Raw genomic sequence first — 26,148 nt, 5'->3', positions numbered from 1 at the left:
GAAAAGTTTTTTTTTAGCCCGATAGAAGCGGCATCCTTTTATACTGGCGTTTAGCATAAAAGATACAGCGGATAGCGGGACTAAATGTTGTTTTGAAAACGGATTTTTCTGCTCCTGAAATCAATAAAATTAATCTTGAAGTGCTATTTTTACTTTTGGCAGCATTCGTTCCACAAACATTTTATAAGCAGTTTCAGAAGGATGAAGACCATCTGATGCCACCAAACTTGTGTTGTTTAATCCTTGACGTGTAATATCGGTTATAGATACAAAAGTAATGCCTTGCTGCATACAATAATTTTCGGCGAATGAATTGTAATTGTTGAGTTCGGTTGTTATTTTCATTTGTCCGTCGGCACCAAACATTTTTCCAAAAGGGGTGTATGCATAATCTGGAATTGAAAGTACAATTACATTTTTTTTATCGCCTTTAGCCAGTATTACAGCTTTGTTGACCAGCTCAGGAAATTCTTTTTCATACACCGAAAAATCTCTGCCCTGATATTGGTTATTTACACCAATCAACAACGTAACCAGATCATAATTTGATTCTGGATTTTGTTCTTTTATGGCTGTTAGTAAATTATTAGTCGTCCATCCAGTAGTAGCGATGACTTTTAGTGAAAAACTGGTTTCGGGATAAAGTGCTTTTAAACTTGCTTTAAGCTGTTCAGGATATCTGCAGGTTTCGCAGACGCTCTGACCAATTGTATAACTGTCTCCTAAGGCCAGATAATTTATAGACTTAGAGATAGGTGTAGTGGGAACTTGTGTGGTAGGAGGAATTACTGGAGCTGGTGAAACAGGAGTTTCTGAGGGAGAATCTTCGGTATTACAGCTCAGTAAAAATACAGAAAGTATAACGGTAACTATTTGTTTGAATTGCGGTTTCATAATTTGTTTAAAATTAGTTTAGGCTCATTAAACAAATAGTTACGTTAAATATGCGGTTTCGGTTTTACACCATCTCGGCTTTTAGCACGATTTCTTCTTCAATGGCATTCCAAAGTCCGATACGTTTTTCAAGAGCTAAAATAGAAACTTCTTCAACTTCTTTCCATTTCTGGGCATCTTCTTCGCATAAATCAGTAATCATCTGCATGGCCATTGGTCCATGTTCATCGGCATCCAATTCAATATGTCTTTCGAAGTAGTAAAGCAATTTCGCTAAATCGACTTCCGGAAGGTTCTTTTGAAAGTTTTTAAGGATTTCAGTAAACATACTCGGAATTAAATCTTCTCTTCCAAAGGTAAATGCCGCAGCGATTTCGTGTGGTTTTCCTTCTTCGATAACTCTGAAGGTAAAATCTAAAAATGATTTTACATCAGGATGTAATGAACTTTGTTTGATTGCAACAAAAATATTGTGAAGAGAGTGAACTTGAGATAAAAATGTATTAATACCTTCTATATCTGCACCGCAAGCTTCCATAGCTTCAATGTACATTTCGTAGTGGCTTTGTCTTCTGCCGTCGATACTAATATCTGTTTCTTCTGCTAAGACAATTTCATTAATTAAATATCTGGTTTCTGGATTTTTGGTAGCAAACCAAGGTGTTGTAGTGCAGGTAAGTTTAGCTTGTAAAGCTTTTAATAAAGACATAAAATCCCAAACTGCAAAAACATGATTTTCTACAAAACTATGCAAGTCGTCGATACTTTGAATTTTTTTGTATAAAGAATGGTTTAAAAGCTGATCTTTTTGAGGTTGAATGCTATTGTGTATAGTTTCAATATTCATTTATATAAAATTTTGTGCAAATATAAAAAGCTTCTCGGTTAGAAGAAGCTTTTTATATTGTTTTTGTATATAATTTAATAGTTGTTTATGATTTAAATGCTGGAATTCCAGTCACATCCATTCCGGTTATGAGTAAATGAATATCATGAGTTCCTTCGTAAGTAATGACACTTTCAAGGTTCATCATGTGTCTCATAATAGAATATTCACCCGTGATTCCCATTCCGCCTAACATTTGTCTAGCTTCACGGGCAATGTGTATAGCCATATCAACATTGTTGCGTTTTGCCATTGAAATCTGCGCAGAGGTTGCTTTTCCTTCATTTCTTAAAACACCTAGACGCCATGTTAATAATTGCGCTTTTGTGATTTCGGTAATCATCTCTGCTAATTTTTTCTGCTGAAGTTGTGTTCCGCCAATTGGTTTTCCAAACTGGATTCTTTCTTTAGCATAACGTAAAGCGGTATCGTAGCAGTCCATTGCAGCTCCAATAGCGCCCCAGGCAATTCCATATCTCGCTGAATCTAAACAGCCAAGTGGTGCTCCTAATCCTGATTTATTAGGCAGAAGATTTTCTTTCGGAACTTTTACATTATCAAATATTAATTCTCCAGTTGCAGATGCACGTAGTGACCATTTGTTGTGAGTTTCAGGAGTTGTAAAACCTTCCATTCCTCTTTCAACAATCAAACCGTGAATTCTGCCTTCTTCATTTTTTGCCCAAACAACAGCAATATCTGCAAAAGGAGCATTTGAAATCCACATTTTGGCACCATTTAGCAAATAGTGATCACCCATATCTTTAAAATTGGTAATCATGCTTCCTGGATCAGAACCATGGTCAGGTTCAGTTAATCCAAAACATCCTATATATTCTCCTGTTGCTAATTTTGGGAGATATTTCATTCGTTGTTCTTCGTTTCCGTATTTCCAGATCGGGTACATAACCAGTGAAGATTGCACAGATGAAGTCGATCTTACACCAGAATCACCTCTTTCAATTTCCTGCATTATCAACCCATATGAAATCTGGTCCAGACCAGCACCACCATATTCTACAGGAATATAAGGTCCAAATCCGCCAATTTCACCAAGTCCTTTTATAATTTGCTTAGGAAATTCTGCCTTTTGAGCATATTCTTCAATGATTGGAGAAACTTCTCTTTTAACCCATGCACGAGCAGATTCGCGTACTAATTTATGTTCTTCTGTTAATAAATCGTCAAGGTTGTAATAATCTGGAGCTTGAAATAAGTCTGGTTTCATTTGATTAGTTTTTTTCAAAACAAATTTAAGGAATAAAAATATAACAAAACAAAGTAAAATTGTTATATTTATACTATATAGTTAAAAAATAATCACAAATAAGATAAATTAATTTTAGTTTATTGATAATTTATAGACTAATTTTGAGATTCCAAAAAATAATAAATTGAATGAGGCTGATCATCTCTTTTCTACTTTTTTTTGTTCTTAATACTGCATTTGCCCAACATAAAAGTGCATTGACTGAAGAAGAGTATTTGATATTGCAAGAAAAAATTCGACTAAATTATAATGCTAATGTCGATAGTGCCCTTGTATACGCTAATCAGATGGCAAAATCAAACAATTTTAAGCACTTGGCTTTTGCAAATGGTGCAATGACACAATTGTTTCAGATTAAGGGAAATACCAAACTCTCTAAAGAAAAGTACACACTGGCACTTAAATATCTTGAAAAAGTGCCTGACTCACGAGATAAAACTCAGCTTAAATCCTACATCTACAATTATGGTGGTTTAGCCGACTGGAAAAGGGGTAACTTTAGTGCTGCACTCGAAAAATACCAGCAAGGGATGAAACTTTCGCTGGAAATTGGTGATATAATTCAAATTGTAAAGTTTAAAGGAAATATCGCTTTGATAAACGAAGCTGTAGGGAATTATCAATTAGCAATCAAAAATTTAAGGCAGTTAAATGATTTTGTCGATCAAAATGAAGGACTTTTTTCTAAAGAAGATTTTTTAAATAGAAAGAGTAACATTAATGTAAGTCTTGGAAGTTCATATGAAAATTATTTTATTAAGAATTTAGATAAAAAAATCTTGCTTGATTCTGCCGAATATTTTTATAAAAGAGCCATTAATTATTCGCAAAATTTCGCAGACAATAAAATCACAGCAAAATTAAGCTTAGGCAATATATATAACTGGAAAGGAGATTATAAAGCAGCCGAAAAGACTTACTATGATATTTTATTGTATTCGAGACAAAATAATCAGCCAGATCTTACATGCGTTGCAAATTACAACTTGGGAGATATTTATTTTACTACAAAAAAGTATGATAAAGCAATTGTTTTCTTTAAAAAATGTGATTCACTGGCTGAAATAACAAAATCAAATAATATAGATTTTCTAAAGTCAAATTACTATCAGGCAAAGATTTATAATTTGATGAAAGAGCCAGAACTTGCCTATAAGCATTCTAAAATTTATCTGGATAATTATGAGCAGTTTCAAACGAAGTTAAATCATGAAGCTTTAGAAGTAAATTATAAATTGGGAGTAAATGATTTAACGGAAGAAATGGTTGTGATTCAAGAAAAATATCGGTACGATGTTTTCTTGAACAAAGCTTTAAAAGTATTTTATGTTTTATTAGTAGTTGGAATTGTATTCCTTCTTATAAAAAATATTAGGGATAAAAATAAAGCACATAAAAAAATGAACGCTTTAATAGAAGAATTTAAAGCAAACATTGAGAAGAAAAATAATCCAGAGTTAGCGCTTGTGGAAGTACATGATGAAGAAGTGTTTGAAACGGAAGAAATTCATCTTAAAAAAGAGAATATCAATTTGAGTATTGATGAAGCGAAGGAGAACAAAATTGTCGAAAAGCTTCTTGCTCTTGAAAACAAATTAGAGTATTTGAATGCTGATTTTACCTTGCCGTATGTGGCAAAAAAAATCAAAACAAATACAACGTATTTGTCTTATGTGGTAAATAAACGATTTGGTAAATCTTTTGGAGAGTACTCGAACGAACTTAAAATTAATTACGTAATCAATGAGATGATTACAAACCATATGTATAGAAAATATTCTACGCAGGCAATCGCCGAAAGTGTAGGATTTAAAAATGCAGTATCTTTTGCAAAATCATTTCGCAAAAGAACTGGAGTATCTCCAGCTCAGTTTGCGAATAATATTTAGTAGCTATAAAAATATTTTTTTGGAGCTTAAATTGATTCGGAAATTATACGTTTCCGTTGGTGTCTTTTTTACCAGGATCTACTGGTGCTGATGATGTTGTTACTTCATCTCCCCCTCTTACTTTTTTTTGTTGATTTTTAGTCAATTTTTCTACTTCAAAATCTTCAAGTTTAAAATTCATAGTTGCCATCTTTAATTGTATTAAGGTTACTGATATGTCAAAACTAAAGAAAATGACATGCTCTTGATCGAGAATTGGGTTTTTAGTGTTTTTAAATCTTAATTTTTCATTTAATTTATTGATAATCAGCTAATTGAATTAACATAAAGGATGCTATAATTTATAAATTGTATGTAGTATAATTAATAAATTGTGTGCTTTCGGAATTATTTTTTGAATAAAAACACCAATCTTTGTACTGCAATTACGATTTAAAACAGTCCAAGAACATGTTGAAACTCATTCAAAAATTTCTTCAAATAAACCGATATTCCGAAGTGAAAAGCGAATTTAAAGATTTGTTCCTTTCGCATCCGAATTATCCAAGCTTGTTTGCGATAACTGATTCGTTCGATTTGTTATCAATTGAGAATGCAGCGGTACGAGTTCCAAAAGAACAAATAGTAGATCTGCCTTCAAATTTTTTGGCCTATTTTAAAGATGAATTGATTTTGGTTGAGAAGGCAAAGAATTTTGTCCGAATCAATACCATGAAAAAAGGATCGCAGAAAATATCTTATGATAAATTCCTTTTGGATTGGAATGGTGTTATTGTGGCAATTGAGCCAAATAATGTGGTGGCAAGAGAAAATTTAAGAGTAGAATTGAGCTGGTTAAAATACTTCGTTCCTTTTTTACTTCTAGGCGGATTATCATTTTTTTACAATACATACAATGTTTTTAGTATCATATTTTTATTGACATCATCATTAGGATTGATCGTGAGTACATTAATTGTTCAGGAAAAACTTGGTTTTAAAAATAGTGTTATCTCAAATTTCTGTAATCTAAGTACCAATTCATCTTGTAATTCTGTACTTGGATTTAACGAAAATTATGAGAATAAATGGATAAGTTTTTCAGACTTGCCATTGTTGTTCTTCGGCGCAAGTTTTATTGCGATTTTAGTACAGCCACTGAGTTCATCTATTTTTGTTGGTTTCTTGAGCTTATTGGCTATCCCTGTTATAGTGTCGTCAATATGGATTCAAAAATTCGAACTTCAAAAATGGTGCGTCATGTGTTTAATGGTTTCGTTTTTGATTTTTACTCAAAGTCTTATATGGTTTTCGTCAGACTTATTTACATTAAGTTTTAGTTTTAGTGCCATTTTTCCGTATGTGTTCTCTTTGGCTCTTTTAATACCAATTTGGTTTGTAGTAAAATCAGCAGCAAAGAATGTTCTTGACAATGAGAATTCATTAAAGGAATTAAAAAAGTTCAAAAGAAATTACAGTCTGTTAAACTTCTTATCTAAAAAAGTCACACACACAAACGGATTTGAAGATTTAAGAGGTTTGAATTTTGGAAACCGAAACGCAGTAGTAAGATTAACGATAGTGATAAGCCCAAGTTGTGTACACTGTCATAAAACATTTCAAGAAGCGTTTGATTTAGTTTTAAAGTTTCCTGATAAAATATATTTGACAGTATTATTTAATATTAATCCTGAGAATGTAGATAATCCATATAAAGCAGTTGTCGAAAGACTTCTAACAATTAATAGATTAACTCCAGGAAAAACGGTAGAGGCAATTTCAGATTGGCATATTAAAAAAATGAGTCTGAAAAGATGGTTAAAAAAATGGCAGATTGAAAATGTCAGCATGATGATTAACCAAGAGATCAATAAACAATATGAGTGGTGTTCTAAAAATGATTTTAATTATACACCAGTGAAGATTGTAAACGAAAAATTGTTTCCTAACGAATATGAATTAAGTGAATTGAAATATTTCTTAAATGATTTCGTAGACGAAAAAGAAACAATTCTCGAAAGAATAGCTTAAGTTTTTGACTTAAGATTTGAATAAAGAATGAATAAAATTTAGTGTTATGTTGAAGTATATTTTAAATCTAGAAGGTTCACAAGAAATAAGTGCAAGCGAACAAAAAACAATAGTAGGCACTACTAATGTCGAGGCATCAAAATGTGAAACATGGAATTCAATTATATCTTTTGAAGACTGTGCAGATTATTACCCTGAATTATACTATTCAGAAGTAAGTTAGTTTTTAAAATTATTTAATAAGTAATGTACAATAAAGCCTTTTTAAAATTTAGTCATGTTTTTTTTAATTCGTAGGCGCTCGATCGTGGAACATTGAGCAATTTATCCCAACATTGATGATTGGTGTCGGGATTCTCAGGAAAATTGGTCACTTAGATTGGTTTTATTTGGTTAGGGCTGATCAAGTGACATCTCCTAGAGAAAATTGTATATTACAAATAATATATCATATTTAGATTGTTTTATATAGAGAGGAAAAATGTTTCCTCTCTATTTTTTTTATACCTAAATCACTTTTTTAAAAGCTGCTTCAAAACTGAATTTTCTTCTTCTAATTTCTGGCTGTATTTAATAATCATTTCAATAATCTGTAAATACATTTTATGATTATCAATTTCGTTAGCTTGTGAAAAATTATTTTTAAGGTCATCGATATTTTTATCTAATATTTTAGCAAAACGAGCCCATTCGTTTTCACGTATTCGAGATATACCTCTCTCTTTTTTAGAATAAGTAGTCTGCTCCATAGCTAGCATTTCTGCCATTTCCTTTTGGGTTAGACCTTTTTCTTTTCTGGCTTTTATCAAATTTTCATGTTCCATTATCATCAAAAATAAAAAACCAATATACAGTTATTTCTTAATAAATTTTAAGTATTTTTTTGAATTTCCTAAAAATAGCCTAAAAATTTCCTACAAAAAACGATTGAGTAATTTTTGTTTCAGCCATTTTTGCAATGTAAATCTTAAAAAAACTTGATCGCGGCAAATTTTTATTTTTTGATTTAGAATGCATAATAATTAAAAATTTTAAAACTATGAAAATTCAAAAAATGTCTCTTGCAACAGCGCAAGGAAAATTATCAAGAAAAGAAATGAAGACTATTATGGCTGGGAGCGCTAGCGGTACTGGAGGTGTTTGCGTATCTACACGTGCTTGTGATTCTGGTTGTGCAGTAACAAATAATGGAGAAACAGGTGTTTGCAGTTATTGTTGTTATGCCTAATTTTTAAGACATCATATTTCCCATTTTTAAGTTTCACGACAAAATGTAGTGAAACTTATTCCTAAATAACTAAAGATGATAAATAAAACGATTACAATTTTTACTTTATTTATTTCTGGCTTGATTTATAGTCAGGTTAAAATTACAGTACATGGAAACATAGAGACAAAAGAAAACATTAACGATACTATTTCTTTTATTCCAGGACTATTTTTAGATGATAAATATTATGAAAATCAACTCTTAAGCATTCCTATCATTAAAAATGAATTTCATTTGAATCTTAGTATCGATTATCCTCAAATGTATGTAGTTGGTTTAAATAGTGAAAAAAATAGTGGTAAGCTTAGATTTGATTGTTGTTTTATTGATAATACGACGACCTTAATATCATTGGATTCAAATTTCAGAATAAAAAAATCAAACGGGAATACCAATAAAGAATTTTTAAATAGATTCATCCCTTATATTTTTAAAGGTAAAAAAGAAAATTTTCATTTTTACAATTTTGATGAAAGTTTAGACGAGAGATTATTCAATTATATTAAAGAGAATCCAGATTCATATGTTGCACTTTGGTTTTTAATTGGAAGATTCAATAAAGAAGGGTATACGGAATTATATAATAAAAGTCTGCAATCTTTTTCACAAAAAATTAAAAATGACATTCTTTGGAAAAAGATAAATGAAGAGTTCTTAGATATAGAAATAAGAGAAGGTTTAGAGTTTCCTGAAATAGTTTTGAAAAACATTAATTTAAAATTTGAAACATTACAAATACCCGAAACAGAATATACTTTAATAGATTTTTGGTTTAGTCGCTGTCGGCCGTGTTTAGAAGAAATGCCAAAATGGATTGCCTTATACGAAAGATATAATTCAAATGGTCTGAATATAATCAGCATTTCTACAGATAAAACAGAAAATGTAAAGACATATTGGCAGAAAAGAGTAATTGAAAAAAAAATACCGTGGAAAAATTATTTAGATGAGAATGGTGTTTTTGCCTCTAAAGAAAAAATATTTTCATTTCCCACCAATTACCTGCTTAATAATAAAGGTGAAGTTATTCAAAAAAATATTGCACCCGAAGAACTCGAGAAATTATTAATAAATTCTTATAAAATTAAAACATATTTTGATGATTATGTCAGACAGCCTCAAGTTCCTATTTCGGTGTTTAAAAAAGATTAATGTAAGAATTGACTAAACCGAATTTGTATTTCAAATGCAATTATATTTCAATTTCCAAAAAAAGCCTAAAAAATTCCTACAGAAAACGATTGAGTAATTTTTGTTTTAATCATTTTTGTAGCGTAAATCTTAAAAAAAAACTTAATCGCGACAATTTTTATTTTTTGATTTAGAATGTATAATATTAAAATTTTAAAACTATGAAAATTCAGAAAATGTCTCTTGCAACAGCGCAAGGAAAATTATCAAGAAAAGAAATGAAGACTATTATGGCTGGGAGTGGAGTATATGATGAAAATAAAAAAGGGTGTGGTGCGTGTTCTAGTGCGTATGATTGCGGATCAGGTTGTAATGCGTGCGATGGACGTTCTTGTTTTACATTTAAATAATTAGTACTTGTTAGTAAATTATTCTTAAAAGCAGGGAATCTTAATTTAATTAAGATTTCTTGCTTTTGATTAAACTTGATTATATGAAATTAAAACTTTCAATTTCCCTTTTCTTTCTCTCATTTATAATGGTAGCGCAGCACAACTTTATGTTAAATGGCATCTGCTCAAAAAATGCTAACACAAAAAGCATTTATTTGAGATATAAGATTAATGGCAAAAGCATCACCAAATCTTCAAGGATTCATAACAATAAATTTGTATTTACAGGAGAAATTGATTTCCCAACCCAAGCAATTATTTGTACTCACCCTAAATTTTACATGACAAATTTAAATTCAAAAATATTTTATTTGGAGCCATGTAAAATGGATGTTAAACTCGATTTTAATGATTTCAATACTATAGTTGTACATAATTCAAAATCTAACGATGAGTTTGATTCCTTACAAAATACAATGGAGAAGAAAAAAAATCATAAAAAAATTGATTCTATTAGAGAATTAAGTAGATCTTATTCTGATAAAATGATTACAATAAGTGATAATTCTTTAAAAAATCAAATCCAAAAGAGTTTAAATTCGCTTGATCTACAGTTAGATCAATTGGTCGATCAAAATATTAAAATAAATAAACAATCGGAATTTGAATTTATAAAAAAGAATCCAAATTCATTTATAGCACCTGATTTATTGTATCACATATTAATGCAGGAAGATGAACAAATTTCATATGATACAATTAAAAATTTATACAATAAATTATCGCCAGAAGTTAAAAAATCTTATGGGGGAAAACAGTTGGCTGAAAAATTAATATACTCTAAGAATAGTAGAATTGGAAGCCTAGCCCCTGATTTTAAAGGAAGAGATGTAAATGATAACTTATTACAACTAAGTTCATTTAGAAATAATAAGTGTGTGCTTCTTGATTTTTGGGCAAGTTGGTGTGGTCCGTGCAGAGAAGATTTTCCTTTTTTAAAAGAAATATATTTTAAATATAAAGACAAAGGTTTAGAAATTATAAGTGTTTCGAGGGACGAAAAACTTGATTTATGGAGAAATACAATAAAAACAGAAAATGTTGAAAAATGGAAACATTTTTCAATTAAGGAAAACAAAAGTGCAATCGAAGATATATATGCGGTAACAGGAATTCCAGTAAAAATATTAATAGATAAAGATGGCAATATCATTGGCAGGTGGATAGGTAGCAGTGTAGAAATCAAAGCAGAAATAGAAAGCATGATTAGTAAAGTATTTCAGGACTAATCTATAATGTCATTTTCCAAATAATCAATAACAAAAACCTTCTATTGATTCTTACACAATTTTTCTTTTAGGAAAAGAATCAATTAAAATTATGGCAATGCAATAGCTTATATGAAATGCCTCAATTAAATTTTACTCGAAAAAATGAAAAATGAATTAAATTACCTATTTCAATACCTTGACAAAGAAAACATTGGCATCGACAAAGAAGAATTCTTATTCCAAAATCAGTCACATCCCGATTATCCTTCTTTACTATCAATTACAGACACATTAAGTTTTTTTAATATTGAGAATGGAGTAATGCGAGTAAAAGTCTCTGATATTAAGTTGTTGCCAGATCATTACGTTACTTTTTTAAATGAAGAAACTAATAGCCCACAACTCTACTTTGTTGAAAGAAAAGACAATATCTATCTTTGGAATAAAGGTAAAAAAACGTTAACAATTACTGAATCAGAACTAGAATCAAGATGGAATGGTATTGTACTTTTAATAGAGAAATTAGAAAATGAAGAAACACTAAAACAAACTAAAAGTTCTTTATCAAAGGTTTTACAAATCTTCGCTTTATTGTTGTTTGCATTATTGCTTTCTCAATTCGAGACAGACTTTTTAACTAAACTTTTTCTTGTTTTTCCAATTATTGGTATTTTTTTCTCTATTGCCGCCCTGAAGGATTTGTTTGGTACAAAAAGTACCTTGCTTAACAGTTTTTGTAATATGACGTCATCCACTAGTTGTGCTAATGTCGTGGATTCTACTAAATGGAAAATTTTTGAAGTTGTAAATTTTAGTGATTTGAGTATTGTATTCTTTGTTTCTCAATTTTTAGGCTTACTGGTGTTTTTATTTTCTAACAATGTGAGAGACTATTTTACAATTCAAAAAATACTGCTTTTAATATCCATTCCCATTTTATTTTTATCGGTATATTATCAAAAATTTGTCGAGAAAAAATGGTGCCCCATTTGTATGGCTATTATTTCTATTATCCTTTTAGAGTTGGGTTATCTGGCTCTTCTTCAAAATATAACTTTTAGAATTTTAACCAAATCAGTAATTATTTTTGGATTTATTTTTTTGTCAATAACTCTAATTTGGTCTAATTTGAAAAAATTGCTTACCAAACAAAAAGAATTGAAAGAATATCAATTAAAGGCTATTCGATTTGAGCGAAATTATGATATTTTCAAAAACTCGTTACTTTCAAAAAATAAAGTTCTATTGCCACAAAGCCTATTATTAGTTGGCAATAAAGAAAGTAAAACTATAATTACAGTTATTTCGAGTCCATTTTGTAGTCATTGTAAAGGTGCGCACAAATTGATAGAGACAATTTAAAAAAAACATTATAATGATTTACAAATACAAATAATATTAAAAATAAATTTTGAAACAGAAAACGAAGAGAGAAAAAAGCTATTTAGAAATTTGATAAAAATATACCAACAAAATGGCGAATCTGATTTTATCAAAGCATTAAATGATTGGTTTGAGATCAAAAATTTAAGAGAATGGTTTAGTTTGTTTCCCATAGACGCAACTATCGAATTTGATGAAATGTTTAGCTCTCAATACAAATGGTGCGAAGAAAATGATTATAATTTCACACCCACCATTTTTGTCAATGGTTTTGAATATCCAAAAACATACAGTAGAGATAACCTCGAGTTTTTTATAAATGATTTAATAGAAGATGATTTTTAGCTCGTAAATGAAATCAATAGCAGTTATAACCTGTTGGTATGGTGAATATCCATGGTATTTTCCTTATTTTATACATTCTTGTGCATTTAATCCCAGTATTGATTTTTACATTATCACAGACAATTTAGAGACTATATTGAGAAAACCTGATAATGTAATTATTGTGCTTAAAACTTTAGAAGAATTAAAATTAGATGCATCGGAAAAACTTGGCTTTCAAGTAAATATTGATTATCCTTATAAACTCTGCGATTTTAAGCCAGCCTATGGTTTTTTATTTCCAGAAATTATAGAGGAATATGATTTTTGGGGACAAAGTGATTTAGATATTATTTATGGTAATATACGTGATTTTATTACTATAGATATGTTAGATAAATATGATTTCATTAGTGTTAGACATGATTATACAACAGGATGTTTTGCATTATATAAAAACAACCCAATAATGAATACTTTTTTTATGAAAAGTAAAGACTATATGAAAGTTCTTTCTAATTCCAAACATTATTGTTTTGACGAATGTAACTTTGCATGGGATGAGTTGACATCAGGGAAAGCAATATTTGATCTGGATACAGAAATTGAAAGTTTTACTCATATAATTAAAAAAGCAGAATTGAAAAATGAAATTAAAGTTCATTTTGATTTTATTCTTCTTGAAGGATTAACTGGGAGAATAACATTTGATAATGGTAGAGTTTATTACAAAAACCAATTTGAGGGAATAATGTATCATTTATTTTGGTTTAAAAAGATTTATAATGTAAATAAAAAAGTTCTCAAAGTGCCCGATAAATATTACATTAGCAAAACCAAAATTTACCATTCGAGGTAGGAAATAATTGAGAATTGAAAAAATTCACGCATTATAAACAGGCAGATTTTAAAGATTGCGGGCCAACGTGTTTAAAGATTATAGCAAAACACTATGGCAAAACAATCAGAATCCAGGAATTACGAGACAGCAGTGAAACGACTCGTGAAGGAAGTAATCTGCTTTTTTTGAGCGATGCGGCTGAAAAAATCGGTTTTAGGACTTTAGGTGTCAAGCTGAGTTTAGAAAGACTGGAAGAAGCGCCTCTGCCGGGTATTCTGCATTGGAATAAAAATCATTATGTCGTACTTTACAAAATCAAAAAAGGAACGTATTATATTTCTGATCCTGCTTTTGGTTTGATCGAATATAATAAAGAAGATTTTTTGAAGTTCTGGATTGGCAATAATGCCGACGACCAGACTCAGGAAGGTGTTGCACTGCTCATGGAGCCCACTCCAAAATTCTTTCAGTCGGATTTTGATAAAGAAGACGGAAAGTCACTTGGTTTTGGACTTTTATCTCAGTATGTACTCCGTTATAAATCATTTTTGATCCAGTTAAGCATTGGACTGCTGGCCAGCAGTTTACTGCAGCTTATTTTTCCTTTTCTAACACAGAGTATTGTTGATATAGGAATCCAGAACCAGAATATCCATTTTATTTATCTCATTCTTTTTGCGCAGCTGTTCCTTTTTGCCGGAAGAACAGGTTTGGAACTTATCAGAAGCTGGATCCTGCTGCATCTTTCCACCCGTATAAACATTTCATTGATATCGGATTTCTTCATTAAATTGATGAATCTGCCTATTTCATTTTTTGATGTAAGAATGACAGGGGATATTATGCAGCGTATTAATGACCACCGCAGAATCGAAAAAATCCTTACGACATCATCGCTCAATGTATTGTTTTCTGTAATTAATATGTTTGTTTTAGGAGGTGTGCTTGCTTATTTCAACCTGAAAATATTCTTAGTATTTTTTGCCGGAAGCCTTCTTTATTTCGGATGGATTGTTTTGTTTTTAAAACGAAGGGAAGCATTAGACTACAAACGATTTTCGGAAGTTTCACAGGAGCAGAGCAAAGTGATGGAGCTTATTAACGGAATGCAGGAAATCAAGCTTCATAACGCCGAAAAGCAGAAACGCTGGAGCTGGGAATACGTACAGGCAAGACTCTTCAGGGTTTCAATAAAAGGTCTGGTTTTAGAACAGACACAAACTATAGGCTCTTCGGTAATTAATGAATTAAAGAATATATTTATCATATTTCTATCGGCAAAACTGGTAATTGATGGTTCTATTACACTGGGAATGATGCTTGCCATCAGCTCGATTGTGGGGAGTTTAAACGGGCCGATTACGCAGTTAATTGAGTTTGTAAGAGAACTTCAGGATGCTAAAATATCGCTGGCAAGATTATCAGAAATTCATGAGAAAGAAGATGAAACCCAGCAGGAAAGCCATCAGAGCAGTGATGTTCCGTATAATTCAGATATTGAGATCAAAGATTTATCGTACCGCTATCTGGGATCTGATATTCCTGTTCTCGATAATTTAAGTCTGACTATTCCGGCTAATAAAGTAACGGCGGTTGTAGGGGTAAGCGGAAGCGGGAAAACAACTTTGATGAAACTGCTTTTAAAATTCTACGAACCTGAAAAAGGAGAAATTACAATTGGAAATTCACAGTTTAAAAATATTTCACAGAGAGCATGGCGGGCAAACATTGGAGCGGTTATGCAGGAAGGATTTATCTTCAGCGATACGATTGCCAATAATATTGCTATAGGAGTTGATATAATCGATAAGGAAAGACTGGTTTATGCTGCTGATGTGGCCAATATTAAAGAATATATAAGCGAACTTCCTTTAGGATATAATACAAAAATCGGTGCCGAAGGAACCGGGATGAGCACCGGACAGAAACAAAGGCTGCTTATTGCAAGAGCGGTATATAAGAATCCTGAAATCTTGTTTTTTGATGAAGCAACATCCGCTCTGGATGCCAATAACGAAAAAGAAATTATGCAGAAACTGGATGTTTTCTTTAAAAACAAAACCGTTATTGTAATCGCGCACCGTTTAAGCACAGTCATGAACGCAGACCAGATAGTAGTTCTGGACAAAGGAAAAATAATAGAAATAGGTTCTCATACTTCGCTTGTAGAACAGAAAGGAAACTATTTTGAACTGGTAAAAAACCAATTACAGCTGGGAAATTAATATGGCAGAAGATACTACTACATTTGAATTAAGAAGTGAAGAAGTGCAGGACATCCTCACCAAAGTACCGCATTGGATGATCCGGTGGGGAACGGTTTTGATTTTTGTCATCATTATCATGCTGTTTTTTATTTCCTGGTTTGTAAAATATCCCGATGTTGTCAATACCGAAATTGTAATTACAACCAATATTCCGCCCGAAAAAATTGTAGCTAAATCATCAGGACGAATTGAAGCAATTCTGGTAAAAAATAAAGGCACGGTTTCTAAAAACAGTACGCTTGCCATAATAGAAAATACTGCCGATTACAGAGATGTTTTTCTTTTGAAAAGCATTGTGGAAGGATATAATATTAACGATCCGGGAAAGGAATTTCCTTTTGCTCTGCTTAAAAACAAACAGCTTGGGGAAATAGAAAGCGCTTATGCTGTTTTCCAGAAAGATTACCAGGCCCAGGAATTAAACAAAGACCTTCATCCTTTTGAAGTGGAAAGCAGAGCACAGCAGTCGGAAAAAATCCAGATTAAGGAAAGGCTTGAAATTCTGCAGCAGCAGAAGATAATAAATGAAGGCGAGCTGGAGCTTCAGAAAAATGAAATTGCCCGTTTTGAAACTTTGTTCAATAAAGGAATTATTTCAGCTCAGGAAATGGAAGCTAAAAAATTAAGTTTTCTTCAGGCGCAGAAAAGTTATCGAGGTCTTCTTTCTTCCATTTCGCAGTTAAAGTCTTCTTTGATTGATAATACAAAATCAAGCCAGAATTCGCAGATAAACAGCACTAAAGAAGAAGTTAATCTCGGACGCAGCGTGTCGCAGTCCTTTTACCAGCTAAAAAAAGTTATAAGAGACTGGGAACTGGCATATGCCTTAAAATCTTCGATAAGCGGAAAGGTTACTTTTCTGCAGGTCTGGACAGAAAACCAGACTATAAACGCAGGAGATAATGTTTTTTCGATTATTCCGGATGCGAAAAACAGTTTTATCGGAAAAGTAAAAGCGCCGGCATTGAATTCGGGTAAAATAAAAGTAGGGCAGAGAGTTAATATCCGTCTGGCTAATTTCCCAGACAGAGAATTTGGTGTTTTAAAAGGAAAAATTAAAAACATTTCGCTTGTTCCGGATAAAGACGGAAATCTGCTTCTGGATGTCGCTCTTCCAAACGGACTGGTGACTTCGTACCATAAACAAATCGTTTTTCAGCAGGAAATGAAAGGAAGCGCTGAAATTGTCACCGAAGACCTTCGTCTGCTGGAAAGGGTTTTATACCAATTTAAAAGTATATTTGAACAGGTTTAAAATTTCAAATAAAAATCTTTAGTGAGCTCAATGTATTCTGGCGTATAAACATGTCTTTCGATCTCGATTGTTAATTCATCGATTTCGATTTCAGTATTTTCATGTCGGCTGAAAGCCAGCAGACTACGTTTAAGAGGTGAGGTCCCATGTCCTTTAACTCGTGTAATTTTTATGGGATATAATGCTGCTTCTTTTGCTAAAGCAATAAATTTTTCTTCTTCTTTATAAGGGATTATGAGGGCGAAAATACCGTTTTCAGATAAAAGCAAATCAGCGGCTTCAACCAATTCTTCAAAAGGCATTGCATCTTGAAATCTTGCTAAATCACGTTGTTCGTTTTCAGTTTTATAATCTTCAGCATAAAAAGGAGGATTGGAAACAATTAAATCATATTCATCTTCTGGTTCTTCGATAAACTCATCTAAACCAGCGTGAAAACAAAATAATCGATCTCCCCACGGTGAAGCTTCAAAATTTTCAACAGCTTGTTCGTAAGCGTCTTCATCAATTTCTAAAGCGTCAATTTGTTCGGCATGAGTTCTTTGTGCCAGCATTAAAGCAACAATTCCAGTTCCTGCACCAATATCTAAAATACTAAATGGATTATGATGAATAGGAGCCCAAGCACCAAGTAAAACACCATCTGTGCCCACTTTCATAGCGCAACGATCTTGATTGATAGAGAATTGCTTAAATTTAAACATGATGAAAATTTTTTAAGTTCAGTTAGAAAACTGAACACTTAAAACTGTGACTGAATACTTCTTAAAGGTACATCTCCACAAGACCTTCGGGAAGATTCATGATTACCTTTTTGTTCTCACGATCGATTTTTACAAGGAAATTGTCGATCATTGGCACTAAGATTTCGACTTCGCCATTTAAAACTTCAAAAAGGGGTTGTGCAGAAGAATCATTGATTGAGGTTATTTTACCGAAAACGCCTAAACGCTGGTCTTCGATTTCAAAACCTATAACTTCGTGGAAATAGAATTTGTTGCCTGTAAGTTTTGGTAACATAGTTAATGGAAGGTAGATGGCGTTTCCAACAAGAGCATCAGCATCTTCTTCGGTGTTTACATCTTCAAAACGAACCCTTAGAAAGTCGTTTTTGTGTAAAGAACTTGATTCAATAAAAAAAGGAACCAAGTGTTTGTTGTGTTCAACAAACACTGATTCCAGATTTTCGTATAACTCAGGCTCATCTGTGTCTAAGTAGATTAAGACTTCGCCCTTGAAACTAAATTTTTTAGCGATTTTACCTAAATAAAAACATTCTTCTTTACGCATTATCGCTAAGTAAAATTATGCTTCAGTTGTTTCGTTATTCTCTTCAGCAGCAGGAGCTTCTTCAGTTGCTTCAGCAACTTCTTCAGTAGCCTCTTCTGTTGCAGAAGCAGCAGCAATAGCATCAGCCTCAGCTTGAGCAGCAGCAGCGATACGTTTAGCGTTTACTTCTTTTTCAGCTTTTAAAGCTTTAGCTTTAGCATCAGCTTGTGCTTTTGATAAACCATCTTTTTTAGCGTCAACTTTTCCAGCTTTTGCTTCTAACCAAGCAGTTAATTTAGCATCAGCTTGTTCTTGAGTTAAAGCTCCTTTACGAACTCCTCCATCAAGGTGGTGTTTCAATAAAGCACCTTTGTAAGAAAGGATAGCTCTTGCAGTATCAGTTGGTTGTGCACCATTGTGTAACCATTTAACTGCGCTGTCAAGGTTTAACTCAACAGTTGCTGGGTTAGTGTTTGGATTGTAAGTACCAATTTTCTCTAAGTATTTACCATCTCTTTTTGAGCGTGCATCTGCAGCTACTACCCAGTAAAAAGGTTTTCCTTTTTTACCGTGTCTTTGTAATCTAATTTTTACTGACATAATCTTATGATTAAATTTTGAGGTACTCGACCTCTGTTAATTAAGGGCGCAAAGATATAATTTTTTTATCAATAATACGTTGAAATGTATAATAATTGTATTTAGTTAGATTTTTGTTAAAAAATCAACTCGCCTGAGTTTCTATTTTACTTATTTCTTTAGAAAACAATACTTTTGCTAAAATTTTCTCGATAATACCACAACAAATGAAAAAATGGATCTTTTTATTGTGCCTGATAGGTTTTTTTACTTCTTGCACAGAAGATGTTAAATTTAATAATCCGGCCTTTCAAACTTTAAAAGACAAAGACTTTTGGAGAGCACAAACGTATAAAGCTCATTTAGAAACAAATGGAACTGTTGTAATAGAAGGTTCTCTAGGTTATGAAAATGTTATTTTAAAAACTGCTTCTTCAGAAGAAGGAACATATGTTTTAGGTAACAATGATGTGTCAAAAGGAATTTATACTAATACACTTCCGTCAGCAGCAGTTTCATTCTCAACAGGAACAAATTCGGGCAGCGGACAAATTATAATAACAGAACTAAATACTGCCAACAACACTATTTCAGGAACATTCCGATTTACTGCAGTTAATGAAGATCAAACCAATACAGAAAAACCAAGCATTAATTTTACTGAAGGTGTTTTCTATAAAGTTCCAATTCAATAAAAAAGGGATCAACGAAAAGCTGATCCCTTTTTTTGTTTCAGGTTTCAAGTTTCAGGTTGTTGGAACTTGAAACTTGAAACAAAATTAACTTTTATACATTCGCAGCTAACCAGTCACCAACTTCTTTAGTACCGTAAGCTTTGCCTCCGTTGGCTAAATCCTCAGTAACTACTCCAGCTTCTAGGGCTTTGTTTACAGCATCTCTCATTGCTTTTCCTTCTTCCATTAATCCGAAGTTTTCGAACATCATAGCAGCAGATAAAACAGTCGCCATTGGGTTCGCAATGTTTAATCCTGTAGCTTGTGGATATGAACCGTGAATAGGTTCAAATAAAGATACTTCAGCTCCCATAGATGCAGAAGGCATTAATCCCATTGAACCAGAAATTACAGAAGCTTCATCTGTTAAGATATCTCCAAATAAGTTCTCCGTAATTAATACATCATAAGAGTTTGGCCATTGAACCAAACGCATAGCAACAGCATCAACAAATTCGTATGAAACTTCAACTTCTGGATAATCTTTTTCCATTGCTTGAACGGTTTCTCTCCATAAACGTGAAGTTTCCAAAACGTTTGCTTTATCAACGCAGCATAATTTTTTAGAACGAGTCATTGCTAATTCGAAACCTTTTTTAGCCAAACGCTGTACTTCTTCCCTTGTGTAAACACAGTTGTCATAAGCAGTATCTCCGTTGTCTTTTCTTCCTTTTTCACCAAAGTAAATTCCGCCAGTTAATTCTCTTAAGAAAACTAAATCAGTTCCTTCGATTCTTTCTCTTTTTAGCGGCGATTTGTCTAATAAAGATGGAAATGTAAAAGTTGGTCTTACGTTTGCAAACAAACCTAAAGCTTTACGCATCTTTAACAAACCTTGTTCAGGACGTACTGGTGCAGAAGGATCATTATCGTATTTAGGGTGGCCAATTGCTCCAAAAAGAACGGCATCAGCATTTTTGCAGATTTCGTGTGTTGCATCTGGATAAGGTTCACCTACTGCATCAATTGCGGCAGCACCAGTTAAAGCTGGTTTCCAAGTGATTTCATGTCCAAATTTTTGCGCAACAGCATCTGATACTTTTACAGCTTGATCGATTACTTCTGGTCCGATTCCGTCTCCGGCTAAAAGGGCTATGTTTAATTTCATTCTATATTTTTTTAAAAGGTTCAAAGGTTCTGAGTTGCTAAGGTTTTAAGTTTTTTATGCTAAGGTTCTGAGGTCAAAGAAAAATCTTAGAGCCTCAGAACCTTAGCCTCTTAGTACCTTAAGTAATAATATTCAACATTTTCTGCGTTGCAATAATCGCTGCAACGGTTTGATCTGAATCTAATCCACGGGTTTTGAATTCTTTACCGTTGTTGACCCATGTAATAATGGTTTCGCACAAGGCATCAGAACTACTTCCAGGCGGAATTCTCACAGCATAGTCAATCAATTTTGGAAGTGTTAGTTTTTTGCTTTTGTAAATTTTAGATAAAGCATTCATAAAAGCATCGAACTGACCGTCTCCTTGCGCATTTTCCTCGATTATTTCTCCGTTAAGATTTAAAGATAAAGTAGTCGAAGGGCGCATTCCTTTTGAGTGGACTAATATATAAGATTCGATTTTGATTTTTTCTTCGTAAGTATGGCTGTCCAAAACATCAGAAATGATGTAGGGAAGATCTTCCTTCGTTACGGTTTCTTTTTTGTCGCCCAATTCGATAATTCTTTGGGTAACCAATTTCAAATCTTCGTTGTTTAATTTTAAACCTAATTCCTGAAGATTCTTTTCGATATTGGCTTTTCCAGAAGTTTTTCCGAGAGCGTATTTACGTTTTCTTCCAAAACGTTCCGGAAGAAGGTCGTTAAAATAAAGATTGTTTTTGTTGTCTCCGTCAGCGTGAATTCCGGCTGTTTGCGTAAAGACATTGTCGCCCACAATTGGCTTATTCGCAGGAATTCTGTAACCTGTAAATGTTTCAACCAGTTTGCTTACAGAATACAACGAAGTTTCTTTTACATTGATATTTACTTGCGGTAAATAATCGTTGATTACAGCAACCGTACTTTCAAGAGGTGCATTTCCAGCACGTTCTCCCATTCCGTTTACGGTTACGTGAAGACCGTTGATTCCCGCTTTTATAGCTTCCATAACATTAGCAACACTTAGATCGTAATCGTTATGTGCATGGAAATCAAAATGGATATTTGGATATTTTGCTTTAATTTTTAAAATAAATTCAAAAGTCAAAGACGGAATTAAAACCCCTAAAGTATCCGGCAGTAATATTCTTTTGATTGGCTGCGTCGATAAAAACTCCAAAAATTGAAAAACATATTCAGGAGAATTTCGCATTCCGTTGCTCCAATCTTCTAGATATACATTGGTTTCAATGTTATTTTTTTTGGCTAAAGCAATAATTTGAGCGATTTCTGAAAAATGCTGTTCAGGTGTTTTTTTCAACTGATGCGTTAAGTGATTCATTGAACCTTTGGTCAATAAATTCTGCACTTTGGCACCCGCTTTTTTCATCCAGTCGATTGAAACTCCTCCGTCAACAAATGTCAGGACTTCAATTCTGTTAATGTATCCTTTTTCTTCAGCCCAAGAAGTAATGCCTTTTACAGCTTGAAATTCTCCTTCGCTCACACGCGCCGAAGCAATTTCGATTCTATCAATATTTAATTCCTCCAACAACAATTGCGCAATGGTCAGTTTTTCTGCAGCAGAAAATGATACTCCCGAGGTTTGCTCACCATCACGAAGCGTCGTATCCATTATTTCAATTTTTCTTTTTTCCATATTGATATTCTATATTTCTTTAATTTCGAAATGATAGTGGGTTCGTATTATTAATTTAGAAAGACCCGAAAGGTTTTGAAGCCTTTCGGGTCTAATAGACTGAATGATATTGCTATTAGTAAGGAAGTTTATCAGCAAAAGCTTTAATCTCTTCTTTCATGTTTTGTAAGTAATCAATATCGTCAAAACCATTAATTAGATTGTTCTTTTTGTAACCGTTAATAGCAAAAGATTCTTGCTCGCCAGTTGACAATAAAGTAATGGTTTGGTTAGGAAGATTGATTTCTAATTCTGTTTTAGGATCAGCTTCGATTGCTTTGAAAATATTTTCTAAGAATTCTGGACTGATTTGTACTGGCAAAACACCAATATTTAAACAGTTTCCTTTGAAGATATCAGCAAAGAAACTAGAAACTACAGCGCGGAATCCGTAATCATAAACTGCCCATGCAGCGTGCTCTCTAGAAGATCCAGAACCGAAGTTTTTTCCCCCTACAAGGATTTTTCCGCTGTAAGTTGGATTGTTTAAAACGAAATCTGCTTTTGGAGTATCGTCTCCATTGTATCTCCAGTCTCTAAAAAGGTTATCTCCAAAACCTTCGCGTTTTGTAGCTTTTAAGAAACGAGCTGGAATAATTTGATCTGTATCTACGTTCTCAATTGGCAACGGCACTGCGCTGCTTGTAAGTATATTAAATTTATCGTATGCCATTTTTTGGAATTTTAGATTTTAGATTTTGGATTTTAGATTTTCTTTCGAAAATGTAAAACTTTGAATCTAAAATATTTTGTTTTAATAATGTTAGTCAATTTCATTTGAAGACATTTGGATTCAGTTACATCAGCAATCTAAAATCTTCAATCTAAAATTAAAAAAGCTCCCTTGGATCCGTTAGTTTTCCTGTAACAGCAGCTGCAGCAGCCATAATCGGACTTGCTAAAAGCGTTCTAGAACCAGGACCTTGACGGCCTTCAAAGTTTCTGTTTGAAGTACTTACTGCATATTTACCAGCAGGAACTTTATCATCGTTCATGGCTAAACAAGCAGAACATCCAGGTTGACGTAGTACGAAACCAGCTTCTGTCAGGATATCTAAAATTCCTTCTTCTTTAATTTGCGCTTCAACAACGTGAGATCCAGGAACTAACCAAGCGGTAACATTATCTGCTTTTTTTCTTCCTTTTACAATTTCAGCGAAAGCTCTAAAATCTTCAATACGTCCGTTTGTACAGCTTCCTAAGAAAACGTAATCGATTTGTTTTCCAATCATTACATCATCTTCGTTGAAGCCCATATAAGCTAAAGATTTTTTGTAAGTTTCCTCACCGCCTTCAACTTCTTTTGCACTTGGGATATGTTTTGTAATACCAATTCCCATACCTGGGTTAGTACCATAAGTAATCATTGGCTCGATATCAGCAGCGTTGATGTTTAATTCAGCATCAAAAACCGCATCAGCATCTGTTTTTAGTGTTTTCCAATATTCAACAGCTTTAGTCCAGGCTTCTCCTTTTGGAGCGTATAATTTTCCTTCTAAGAAATCAAAAGTAGTTTGGTCAGGGGCGATCATTCCGCCGCGAGCACCCATTTCGATACTTAAGTTACAAACCGTCATACGACCTTCCATAGTCATGTTTTCAAACACATCACCAGCGTATTCAACAAAGTAACCCGTTCCTCCAGAAGTAGTTAATTGAGCAATAATGTAAAGCGCAACGTCTTTTGGTCCAACACCTTTACTAAGTTGTCCGTTTACGTTAATACGCATTTTCTTTGGTTTAGGCTGCATAATACATTGAGTAGAAAGCACCATTTCAACTTCAGAAGTTCCGATACCGAAAGCGATAGCTCCAAAAGCACCGTGAGTAGACGTATGCGAATCTCCGCATACAATAGTAGCGCCTGGCAAAGTAATTCCGTTTTCAGGACCCACTACGTGTACAATTCCATTTTTTTGGTGACCTAGTCCCCAGTGCGAAATTCCGTATTCGTTCGCATTATCTTCAAGAGCTTTCAGCTGGTTTGCAGAAAGAGGATCCTGAACTGGTAAATGTTGGTTTATGGTTGGTGTATTGTGGTCTGCAGTGGCAAAAGTACGTTCTGGGTATAAAACGTTAACGCCTCTTGATTTTAATCCTAAAAAAGCAACAGGACTCGTAACTTCATGAATGAAATGGCGGTCAATAAAAAACACATCTGGCCCATCTTCAATTTTACGCACAACATGTGAATCCCATACTTTGTCAAATAATGTCTTACTCATTTTTTATTTTTTTAAATTGTAATTTCTATAACCACAGCAATTTCCTGTTCATTATAATAGCAAAACAAAAGTAAAAAAAGATAAAAAAGCGTCAATTTCAATATTTCATTATATACGATACCCAAACTAAATTACAAATTGCCAATTGGCTTTTGCAACTTCAAATTTGAAAGAAAAATGATTTAGAAACTGATTTTGTTTTTCTTTTTCAGATTTAATTCTGCTTGATTGTTTTTTGTTTTAATAGTTTGCAAATTTATCTCATAATCACCATAAAACGGAGGGTTTAATTTGAAAAAATGTAACAAAACAAATAAAAATAGTAATAATTGTTAGTTTTGATTTTGTGGTCTCTTTTGTGCTTTTTCACTTTTATAACGCTTAAATTGATGTTTTTTAGGCGTTATTTAGATTCAATAAACAATTGAAATACTACGACATCCAAGAAGTGAATTTTTATGAATTTTTATGAAATAAGAGTTCTAAATTGCATTCAGAAAAAAACAAAAACCGATCTCTTTTTTTGGATAAATAAAAAGAAATCGGCTGGATTAATTTAATGAGTTTTTAAACTCTAAAGGAGTAAGACTGGTTTTCTTTTTGAATAGTTTGCTGAAGGATTGTGGATATTCAAAACCTAATTGATATGCTATTTCAGCAACTGAAAGATTGGTCGTAATTAGGAAATCTTTTGATTTTTCGATGAGTTTGGAGTGAATGTGCTGTTGCGCATTTTGTCCCGTTAAATTCCGAAGCATATCGCTTAAATAATGACTCGAAACATTAATTTGTGAAGCCAGAAATTCTACAGTTGGTAATCCTTTTTTTAAAGTTTCGGCGTTGCTGATATAATTATCAAGAGTTTCTTCAACTTTTAATAATAAATCGTGGCTGATTGTTTTTCTGGTGATGAATTGGCGTTTGTAAAAACGATTGCTGTAATTTAACAGTACATCAATATAAGAAACGATAACATCTTGGCTCATTTCGTCAATTGCCGTATTGAGTTCATTTTCGATGCTTTTTAATAAACCAATAATAATTGTCTTTTCGCTGTCTGAAAGGTGCAGTGCCTCATTGGTGTCATATGAAAAGAAACCATATTTTTTGATACTTTTCCCTAAAGGATAATTTCTAATAAAATCAGGATGAAACAAAAGCGTATAACCTCCATATTTAGCGCCTTCCTCGTTTTCGGTAAAAATTAATTGGTTGGGAGAAGCAAACATAAGCCCGCCTTCATTAAAATCGTAATATCCCTGACCATAACCCATTTTTCCAGTGGCCGAAAATTTATAGGATATTTTATAAAAGTCAAGCAAAAAAGAAAAATTGGCTAAATCCTCATTTACAACCAATTTCGCATTGTCCATCAAACTCACCATCGGGTGAAGTGGTTTTGGCAGTCGAAGCAAGTCATGAAACTGCGATATAGAAGAAATTTTTGCAGGAGTATTGTTTTTCTTTTCCAT

General features: G+C 32.8%; 26 protein-coding genes. 13 read left to right on the top strand and 13 right to left on the bottom strand.

Annotated elements, in window-relative coordinates; translation table 11 throughout:
• Positions 1-129: 129 nt before the first annotated feature.
• The 3 genes from P2W75_RS03750 to P2W75_RS03740 form a co-directional block, all read right to left on the bottom strand.
• Positions 130-894, bottom strand: coding sequence for an SGNH/GDSL hydrolase family protein (locus tag P2W75_RS03750; RefSeq protein WP_276378970.1), 765 nt, complete (start codon positions 892-894; stop codon positions 130-132).
• Positions 895-958: 64 nt separating this feature from the next.
• Entirely contained in the window at positions 959-1,741 is a 783-nt protein-coding gene (locus tag P2W75_RS03745; protein WP_207298179.1) for a DUF3050 domain-containing protein, read from the bottom strand.
• Between the two features lie 85 nt (positions 1,742-1,826).
• Entirely contained in the window at positions 1,827-3,008 is a 1,182-nt protein-coding gene (locus P2W75_RS03740) for an acyl-CoA dehydrogenase family protein (protein WP_207298178.1), read from the bottom strand.
• Positions 3,009-3,337: 329 nt separating this feature from the next.
• On the opposite strand from P2W75_RS03740, the gene P2W75_RS03735 reads away from it, so the two are divergent.
• Positions 3,338-4,939 (top strand): AraC family transcriptional regulator, encoded by a 1,602-nt coding sequence (locus P2W75_RS03735; protein WP_276378969.1) that lies wholly within the window; start codon positions 3,338-3,340, stop codon positions 4,937-4,939.
• Positions 4,940-4,982: 43 nt separating this feature from the next.
• On the opposite strand, the gene P2W75_RS03730 is transcribed toward P2W75_RS03735, so the two are convergent.
• Entirely contained in the window at positions 4,983-5,129 is a 147-nt protein-coding gene (locus P2W75_RS03730; RefSeq protein WP_207298176.1) for an rSAM-modified peptide, read from the bottom strand.
• 260 nt (positions 5,130-5,389) lie between these two features.
• On the opposite strand from P2W75_RS03730, the gene P2W75_RS03725 reads away from it, so the two are divergent.
• Together P2W75_RS03725 and P2W75_RS03720 are read left to right on the top strand one after the other, a co-directional pair.
• Positions 5,390-6,949: a vitamin K epoxide reductase family protein gene (locus P2W75_RS03725; RefSeq protein WP_207298175.1), complete on the top strand. Its 1,560-nt coding sequence runs from the start codon at positions 5,390-5,392 to the stop codon at positions 6,947-6,949.
• A gap of 46 nt (positions 6,950-6,995) precedes the next feature.
• Positions 6,996-7,172: a hypothetical protein gene (locus P2W75_RS03720; RefSeq protein ID WP_276378968.1), complete on the top strand. Its 177-nt coding sequence runs from the start codon at positions 6,996-6,998 to the stop codon at positions 7,170-7,172.
• A gap of 289 nt (positions 7,173-7,461) precedes the next feature.
• On the opposite strand, the gene P2W75_RS03715 is transcribed toward P2W75_RS03720, so the two are convergent.
• Positions 7,462-7,773 (bottom strand): helix-turn-helix domain-containing protein, encoded by a 312-nt coding sequence (locus P2W75_RS03715; RefSeq protein ID WP_276378967.1) that lies wholly within the window; start codon positions 7,771-7,773, stop codon positions 7,462-7,464.
• A 215-nt stretch (positions 7,774-7,988) separates the two neighbouring features.
• On the opposite strand from P2W75_RS03715, the gene P2W75_RS03710 reads away from it, so the two are divergent.
• The 9 genes from P2W75_RS03710 to P2W75_RS03670 all read left to right on the top strand — a co-directional run bounded on the left by P2W75_RS03710 (position 7,989) and on the right by P2W75_RS03670 (position 17,083).
• The gene (locus P2W75_RS03710) at positions 7,989-8,177 is read left to right on the top strand and encodes a hypothetical protein (RefSeq protein WP_276378966.1); all 189 of its coding nucleotides are present in this window, start codon (positions 7,989-7,991) and stop codon (positions 8,175-8,177) included.
• Positions 8,178-8,252: 75 nt separating this feature from the next.
• Positions 8,253-9,371 carry a TlpA disulfide reductase family protein gene (locus P2W75_RS03705; protein WP_276378965.1) on the top strand — a complete coding sequence of 373 codons (1,119 nt, stop codon included), beginning with the start codon at positions 8,253-8,255 and terminating at the stop codon, positions 9,369-9,371.
• Positions 9,372-9,571: 200 nt separating this feature from the next.
• Positions 9,572-9,760: a hypothetical protein gene (locus P2W75_RS03700; protein WP_207298170.1), complete on the top strand. Its 189-nt coding sequence runs from the start codon at positions 9,572-9,574 to the stop codon at positions 9,758-9,760.
• Between the two features lie 83 nt (positions 9,761-9,843).
• Positions 9,844-11,031, top strand: coding sequence for a TlpA disulfide reductase family protein (locus P2W75_RS03695; protein ID WP_276378964.1), 1,188 nt, complete (start codon positions 9,844-9,846; stop codon positions 11,029-11,031).
• A gap of 144 nt (positions 11,032-11,175) precedes the next feature.
• On the top strand, positions 11,176-12,375 hold the full coding sequence (locus P2W75_RS03690; protein WP_276378963.1) for a vitamin K epoxide reductase family protein: 1,200 nt from the start codon (positions 11,176-11,178) through the stop codon (positions 12,373-12,375).
• Positions 12,376-12,465: 90 nt separating this feature from the next.
• Positions 12,466-12,741 (top strand): hypothetical protein, encoded by a 276-nt coding sequence (locus P2W75_RS03685; protein ID WP_276378962.1) that lies wholly within the window; start codon positions 12,466-12,468, stop codon positions 12,739-12,741.
• A gap of 7 nt (positions 12,742-12,748) precedes the next feature.
• Entirely contained in the window at positions 12,749-13,579 is an 831-nt protein-coding gene (locus tag P2W75_RS03680; protein ID WP_276378961.1) for a DUF6625 family protein, read from the top strand.
• Between the two features lie 14 nt (positions 13,580-13,593).
• A complete protein-coding gene (locus tag P2W75_RS03675) occupies positions 13,594-15,786 on the top strand; it encodes a peptidase domain-containing ABC transporter (RefSeq protein ID WP_276378960.1) in 2,193 nt (730 codons plus the stop codon).
• A gap of 1 nt (position 15,787) precedes the next feature.
• Complete coding sequence (locus tag P2W75_RS03670; protein ID WP_276378959.1) at positions 15,788-17,083, top strand: HlyD family secretion protein; 1,296 nt, start codon at positions 15,788-15,790, stop codon at positions 17,081-17,083.
• On the opposite strand, the gene P2W75_RS03665 is transcribed toward P2W75_RS03670, so the two are convergent.
• From P2W75_RS03665 to P2W75_RS03655, 3 genes are all read right to left on the bottom strand, one after another.
• Complete coding sequence (locus tag P2W75_RS03665; RefSeq protein WP_276378958.1) at positions 17,080-17,787, bottom strand: tRNA1(Val) (adenine(37)-N6)-methyltransferase; 708 nt, start codon at positions 17,785-17,787, stop codon at positions 17,080-17,082. The genes P2W75_RS03670 and P2W75_RS03665 overlap by 4 nt on opposite strands.
• Before the next feature lie 61 nt (positions 17,788-17,848).
• A complete protein-coding gene (gene rimM / locus P2W75_RS03660) occupies positions 17,849-18,373 on the bottom strand; it encodes a ribosome maturation factor RimM (RefSeq protein WP_207298162.1) in 525 nt (174 codons plus the stop codon).
• Between the two features lie 15 nt (positions 18,374-18,388).
• Positions 18,389-18,952, bottom strand: a complete 564-nt coding sequence (locus P2W75_RS03655) for a 30S ribosomal protein S16 (protein WP_207298161.1) — start codon at positions 18,950-18,952, stop codon at positions 18,389-18,391.
• A 206-nt stretch (positions 18,953-19,158) separates the two neighbouring features.
• On the opposite strand from P2W75_RS03655, the gene P2W75_RS03650 reads away from it, so the two are divergent.
• The gene (locus tag P2W75_RS03650; protein WP_207298160.1) at positions 19,159-19,626 is read left to right on the top strand and encodes a DUF6252 family protein; all 468 of its coding nucleotides are present in this window, start codon (positions 19,159-19,161) and stop codon (positions 19,624-19,626) included.
• 91 nt (positions 19,627-19,717) lie between these two features.
• Here the strand turns inward: P2W75_RS03650 and leuB are convergent, their stop codons facing one another.
• The 5 genes from leuB to P2W75_RS03625 all read right to left on the bottom strand — a co-directional run bounded on the left by leuB (position 19,718) and on the right by P2W75_RS03625 (position 26,148).
• On the bottom strand, positions 19,718-20,773 hold the full coding sequence (leuB, locus tag P2W75_RS03645) for a 3-isopropylmalate dehydrogenase (RefSeq protein WP_207298159.1): 1,056 nt from the start codon (positions 20,771-20,773) through the stop codon (positions 19,718-19,720).
• Between the two features lie 118 nt (positions 20,774-20,891).
• Positions 20,892-22,412, bottom strand: coding sequence for an alpha-isopropylmalate synthase regulatory domain-containing protein (locus P2W75_RS03640; protein WP_276378957.1), 1,521 nt, complete (start codon positions 22,410-22,412; stop codon positions 20,892-20,894).
• A gap of 115 nt (positions 22,413-22,527) precedes the next feature.
• On the bottom strand, positions 22,528-23,124 hold the full coding sequence (gene leuD, locus P2W75_RS03635; RefSeq protein ID WP_276378956.1) for a 3-isopropylmalate dehydratase small subunit: 597 nt from the start codon (positions 23,122-23,124) through the stop codon (positions 22,528-22,530).
• Between the two features lie 157 nt (positions 23,125-23,281).
• Positions 23,282-24,676 carry a 3-isopropylmalate dehydratase large subunit gene (leuC, locus tag P2W75_RS03630; RefSeq protein WP_207298156.1) on the bottom strand — a complete coding sequence of 465 codons (1,395 nt, stop codon included), beginning with the start codon at positions 24,674-24,676 and terminating at the stop codon, positions 23,282-23,284.
• Positions 24,677-25,227: 551 nt separating this feature from the next.
• On the bottom strand, positions 25,228-26,148 hold the full coding sequence (locus P2W75_RS03625) for an AraC family transcriptional regulator (protein ID WP_276378955.1): 921 nt from the start codon (positions 26,146-26,148) through the stop codon (positions 25,228-25,230).

This window comes from Flavobacterium sp. H4147 (assembly GCF_029360735.1).
GTDB lineage: Bacteria > Bacteroidota > Bacteroidia > Flavobacteriales > Flavobacteriaceae > Flavobacterium > Flavobacterium endoglycinae.
Note: the sequence above shows the minus strand (reverse complement) of the source record. Positions and strands in the feature narration are given on the sequence as shown.

What these genes read in the sequence shown, in the direction of transcription:
- P2W75_RS03750 (WP_276378970.1), bottom strand. Translation starts at nt 894, where the DNA reads ATGAAACCGCAATTCAAACAAATAGTTACCGTTATACTTTCTGTATTT.
- P2W75_RS03745 (WP_207298179.1), bottom strand. Translation starts at nt 1,741, where the DNA reads ATGAATATTGAAACTATACACAATAGCATTCAACCTCAAAAAGATCAG.
- P2W75_RS03740 (WP_207298178.1), bottom strand. Translation starts at nt 3,008, where the DNA reads ATGAAACCAGACTTATTTCAAGCTCCAGATTATTACAACCTTGACGAT.
- P2W75_RS03735 (WP_276378969.1), top strand. Translation starts at nt 3,338, where the DNA reads ATGGCAAAATCAAACAATTTTAAGCACTTGGCTTTTGCAAATGGTGCA.
- P2W75_RS03730 (WP_207298176.1), bottom strand. Translation starts at nt 5,129, where the DNA reads ATGGCAACTATGAATTTTAAACTTGAAGATTTTGAAGTAGAAAAATTG.
- P2W75_RS03725 (WP_207298175.1), top strand. Translation starts at nt 5,390, where the DNA reads ATGTTGAAACTCATTCAAAAATTTCTTCAAATAAACCGATATTCCGAA.
- P2W75_RS03720 (WP_276378968.1), top strand. Translation starts at nt 6,996, where the DNA reads ATGTTGAAGTATATTTTAAATCTAGAAGGTTCACAAGAAATAAGTGCA.
- P2W75_RS03715 (WP_276378967.1), bottom strand. Translation starts at nt 7,773, where the DNA reads ATGGAACATGAAAATTTGATAAAAGCCAGAAAAGAAAAAGGTCTAACC.
- P2W75_RS03710 (WP_276378966.1), top strand. Translation starts at nt 7,989, where the DNA reads ATGAAAATTCAAAAAATGTCTCTTGCAACAGCGCAAGGAAAATTATCA.
- P2W75_RS03705 (WP_276378965.1), top strand. Translation starts at nt 8,253, where the DNA reads ATGATAAATAAAACGATTACAATTTTTACTTTATTTATTTCTGGCTTG.
- P2W75_RS03700 (WP_207298170.1), top strand. Translation starts at nt 9,572, where the DNA reads ATGAAAATTCAGAAAATGTCTCTTGCAACAGCGCAAGGAAAATTATCA.
- P2W75_RS03695 (WP_276378964.1), top strand. Translation starts at nt 9,844, where the DNA reads ATGAAATTAAAACTTTCAATTTCCCTTTTCTTTCTCTCATTTATAATG.
- P2W75_RS03690 (WP_276378963.1), top strand. Translation starts at nt 11,176, where the DNA reads ATGAAAAATGAATTAAATTACCTATTTCAATACCTTGACAAAGAAAAC.
- P2W75_RS03680 (WP_276378961.1), top strand. Translation starts at nt 12,749, where the DNA reads ATGAAATCAATAGCAGTTATAACCTGTTGGTATGGTGAATATCCATGG.
- P2W75_RS03670 (WP_276378959.1), top strand. Translation starts at nt 15,788, where the DNA reads ATGGCAGAAGATACTACTACATTTGAATTAAGAAGTGAAGAAGTGCAG.
- P2W75_RS03665 (WP_276378958.1), bottom strand. Translation starts at nt 17,787, where the DNA reads ATGTTTAAATTTAAGCAATTCTCTATCAATCAAGATCGTTGCGCTATG.
- rimM (WP_207298162.1), bottom strand. Translation starts at nt 18,373, where the DNA reads ATGCGTAAAGAAGAATGTTTTTATTTAGGTAAAATCGCTAAAAAATTT.
- P2W75_RS03655 (WP_207298161.1), bottom strand. Translation starts at nt 18,952, where the DNA reads ATGTCAGTAAAAATTAGATTACAAAGACACGGTAAAAAAGGAAAACCT.
- P2W75_RS03650 (WP_207298160.1), top strand. Translation starts at nt 19,159, where the DNA reads ATGAAAAAATGGATCTTTTTATTGTGCCTGATAGGTTTTTTTACTTCT.
- leuB (WP_207298159.1), bottom strand. Translation starts at nt 20,773, where the DNA reads ATGAAATTAAACATAGCCCTTTTAGCCGGAGACGGAATCGGACCAGAA.
- P2W75_RS03640 (WP_276378957.1), bottom strand. Translation starts at nt 22,412, where the DNA reads ATGGAAAAAAGAAAAATTGAAATAATGGATACGACGCTTCGTGATGGT.
- leuD (WP_276378956.1), bottom strand. Translation starts at nt 23,124, where the DNA reads ATGGCATACGATAAATTTAATATACTTACAAGCAGCGCAGTGCCGTTG.
- leuC (WP_207298156.1), bottom strand. Translation starts at nt 24,676, where the DNA reads ATGAGTAAGACATTATTTGACAAAGTATGGGATTCACATGTTGTGCGT.
- P2W75_RS03625 (WP_276378955.1), bottom strand. Translation starts at nt 26,148, where the DNA reads ATGGAAAAGAAAAACAATACTCCTGCAAAAATTTCTTCTATATCGCAG.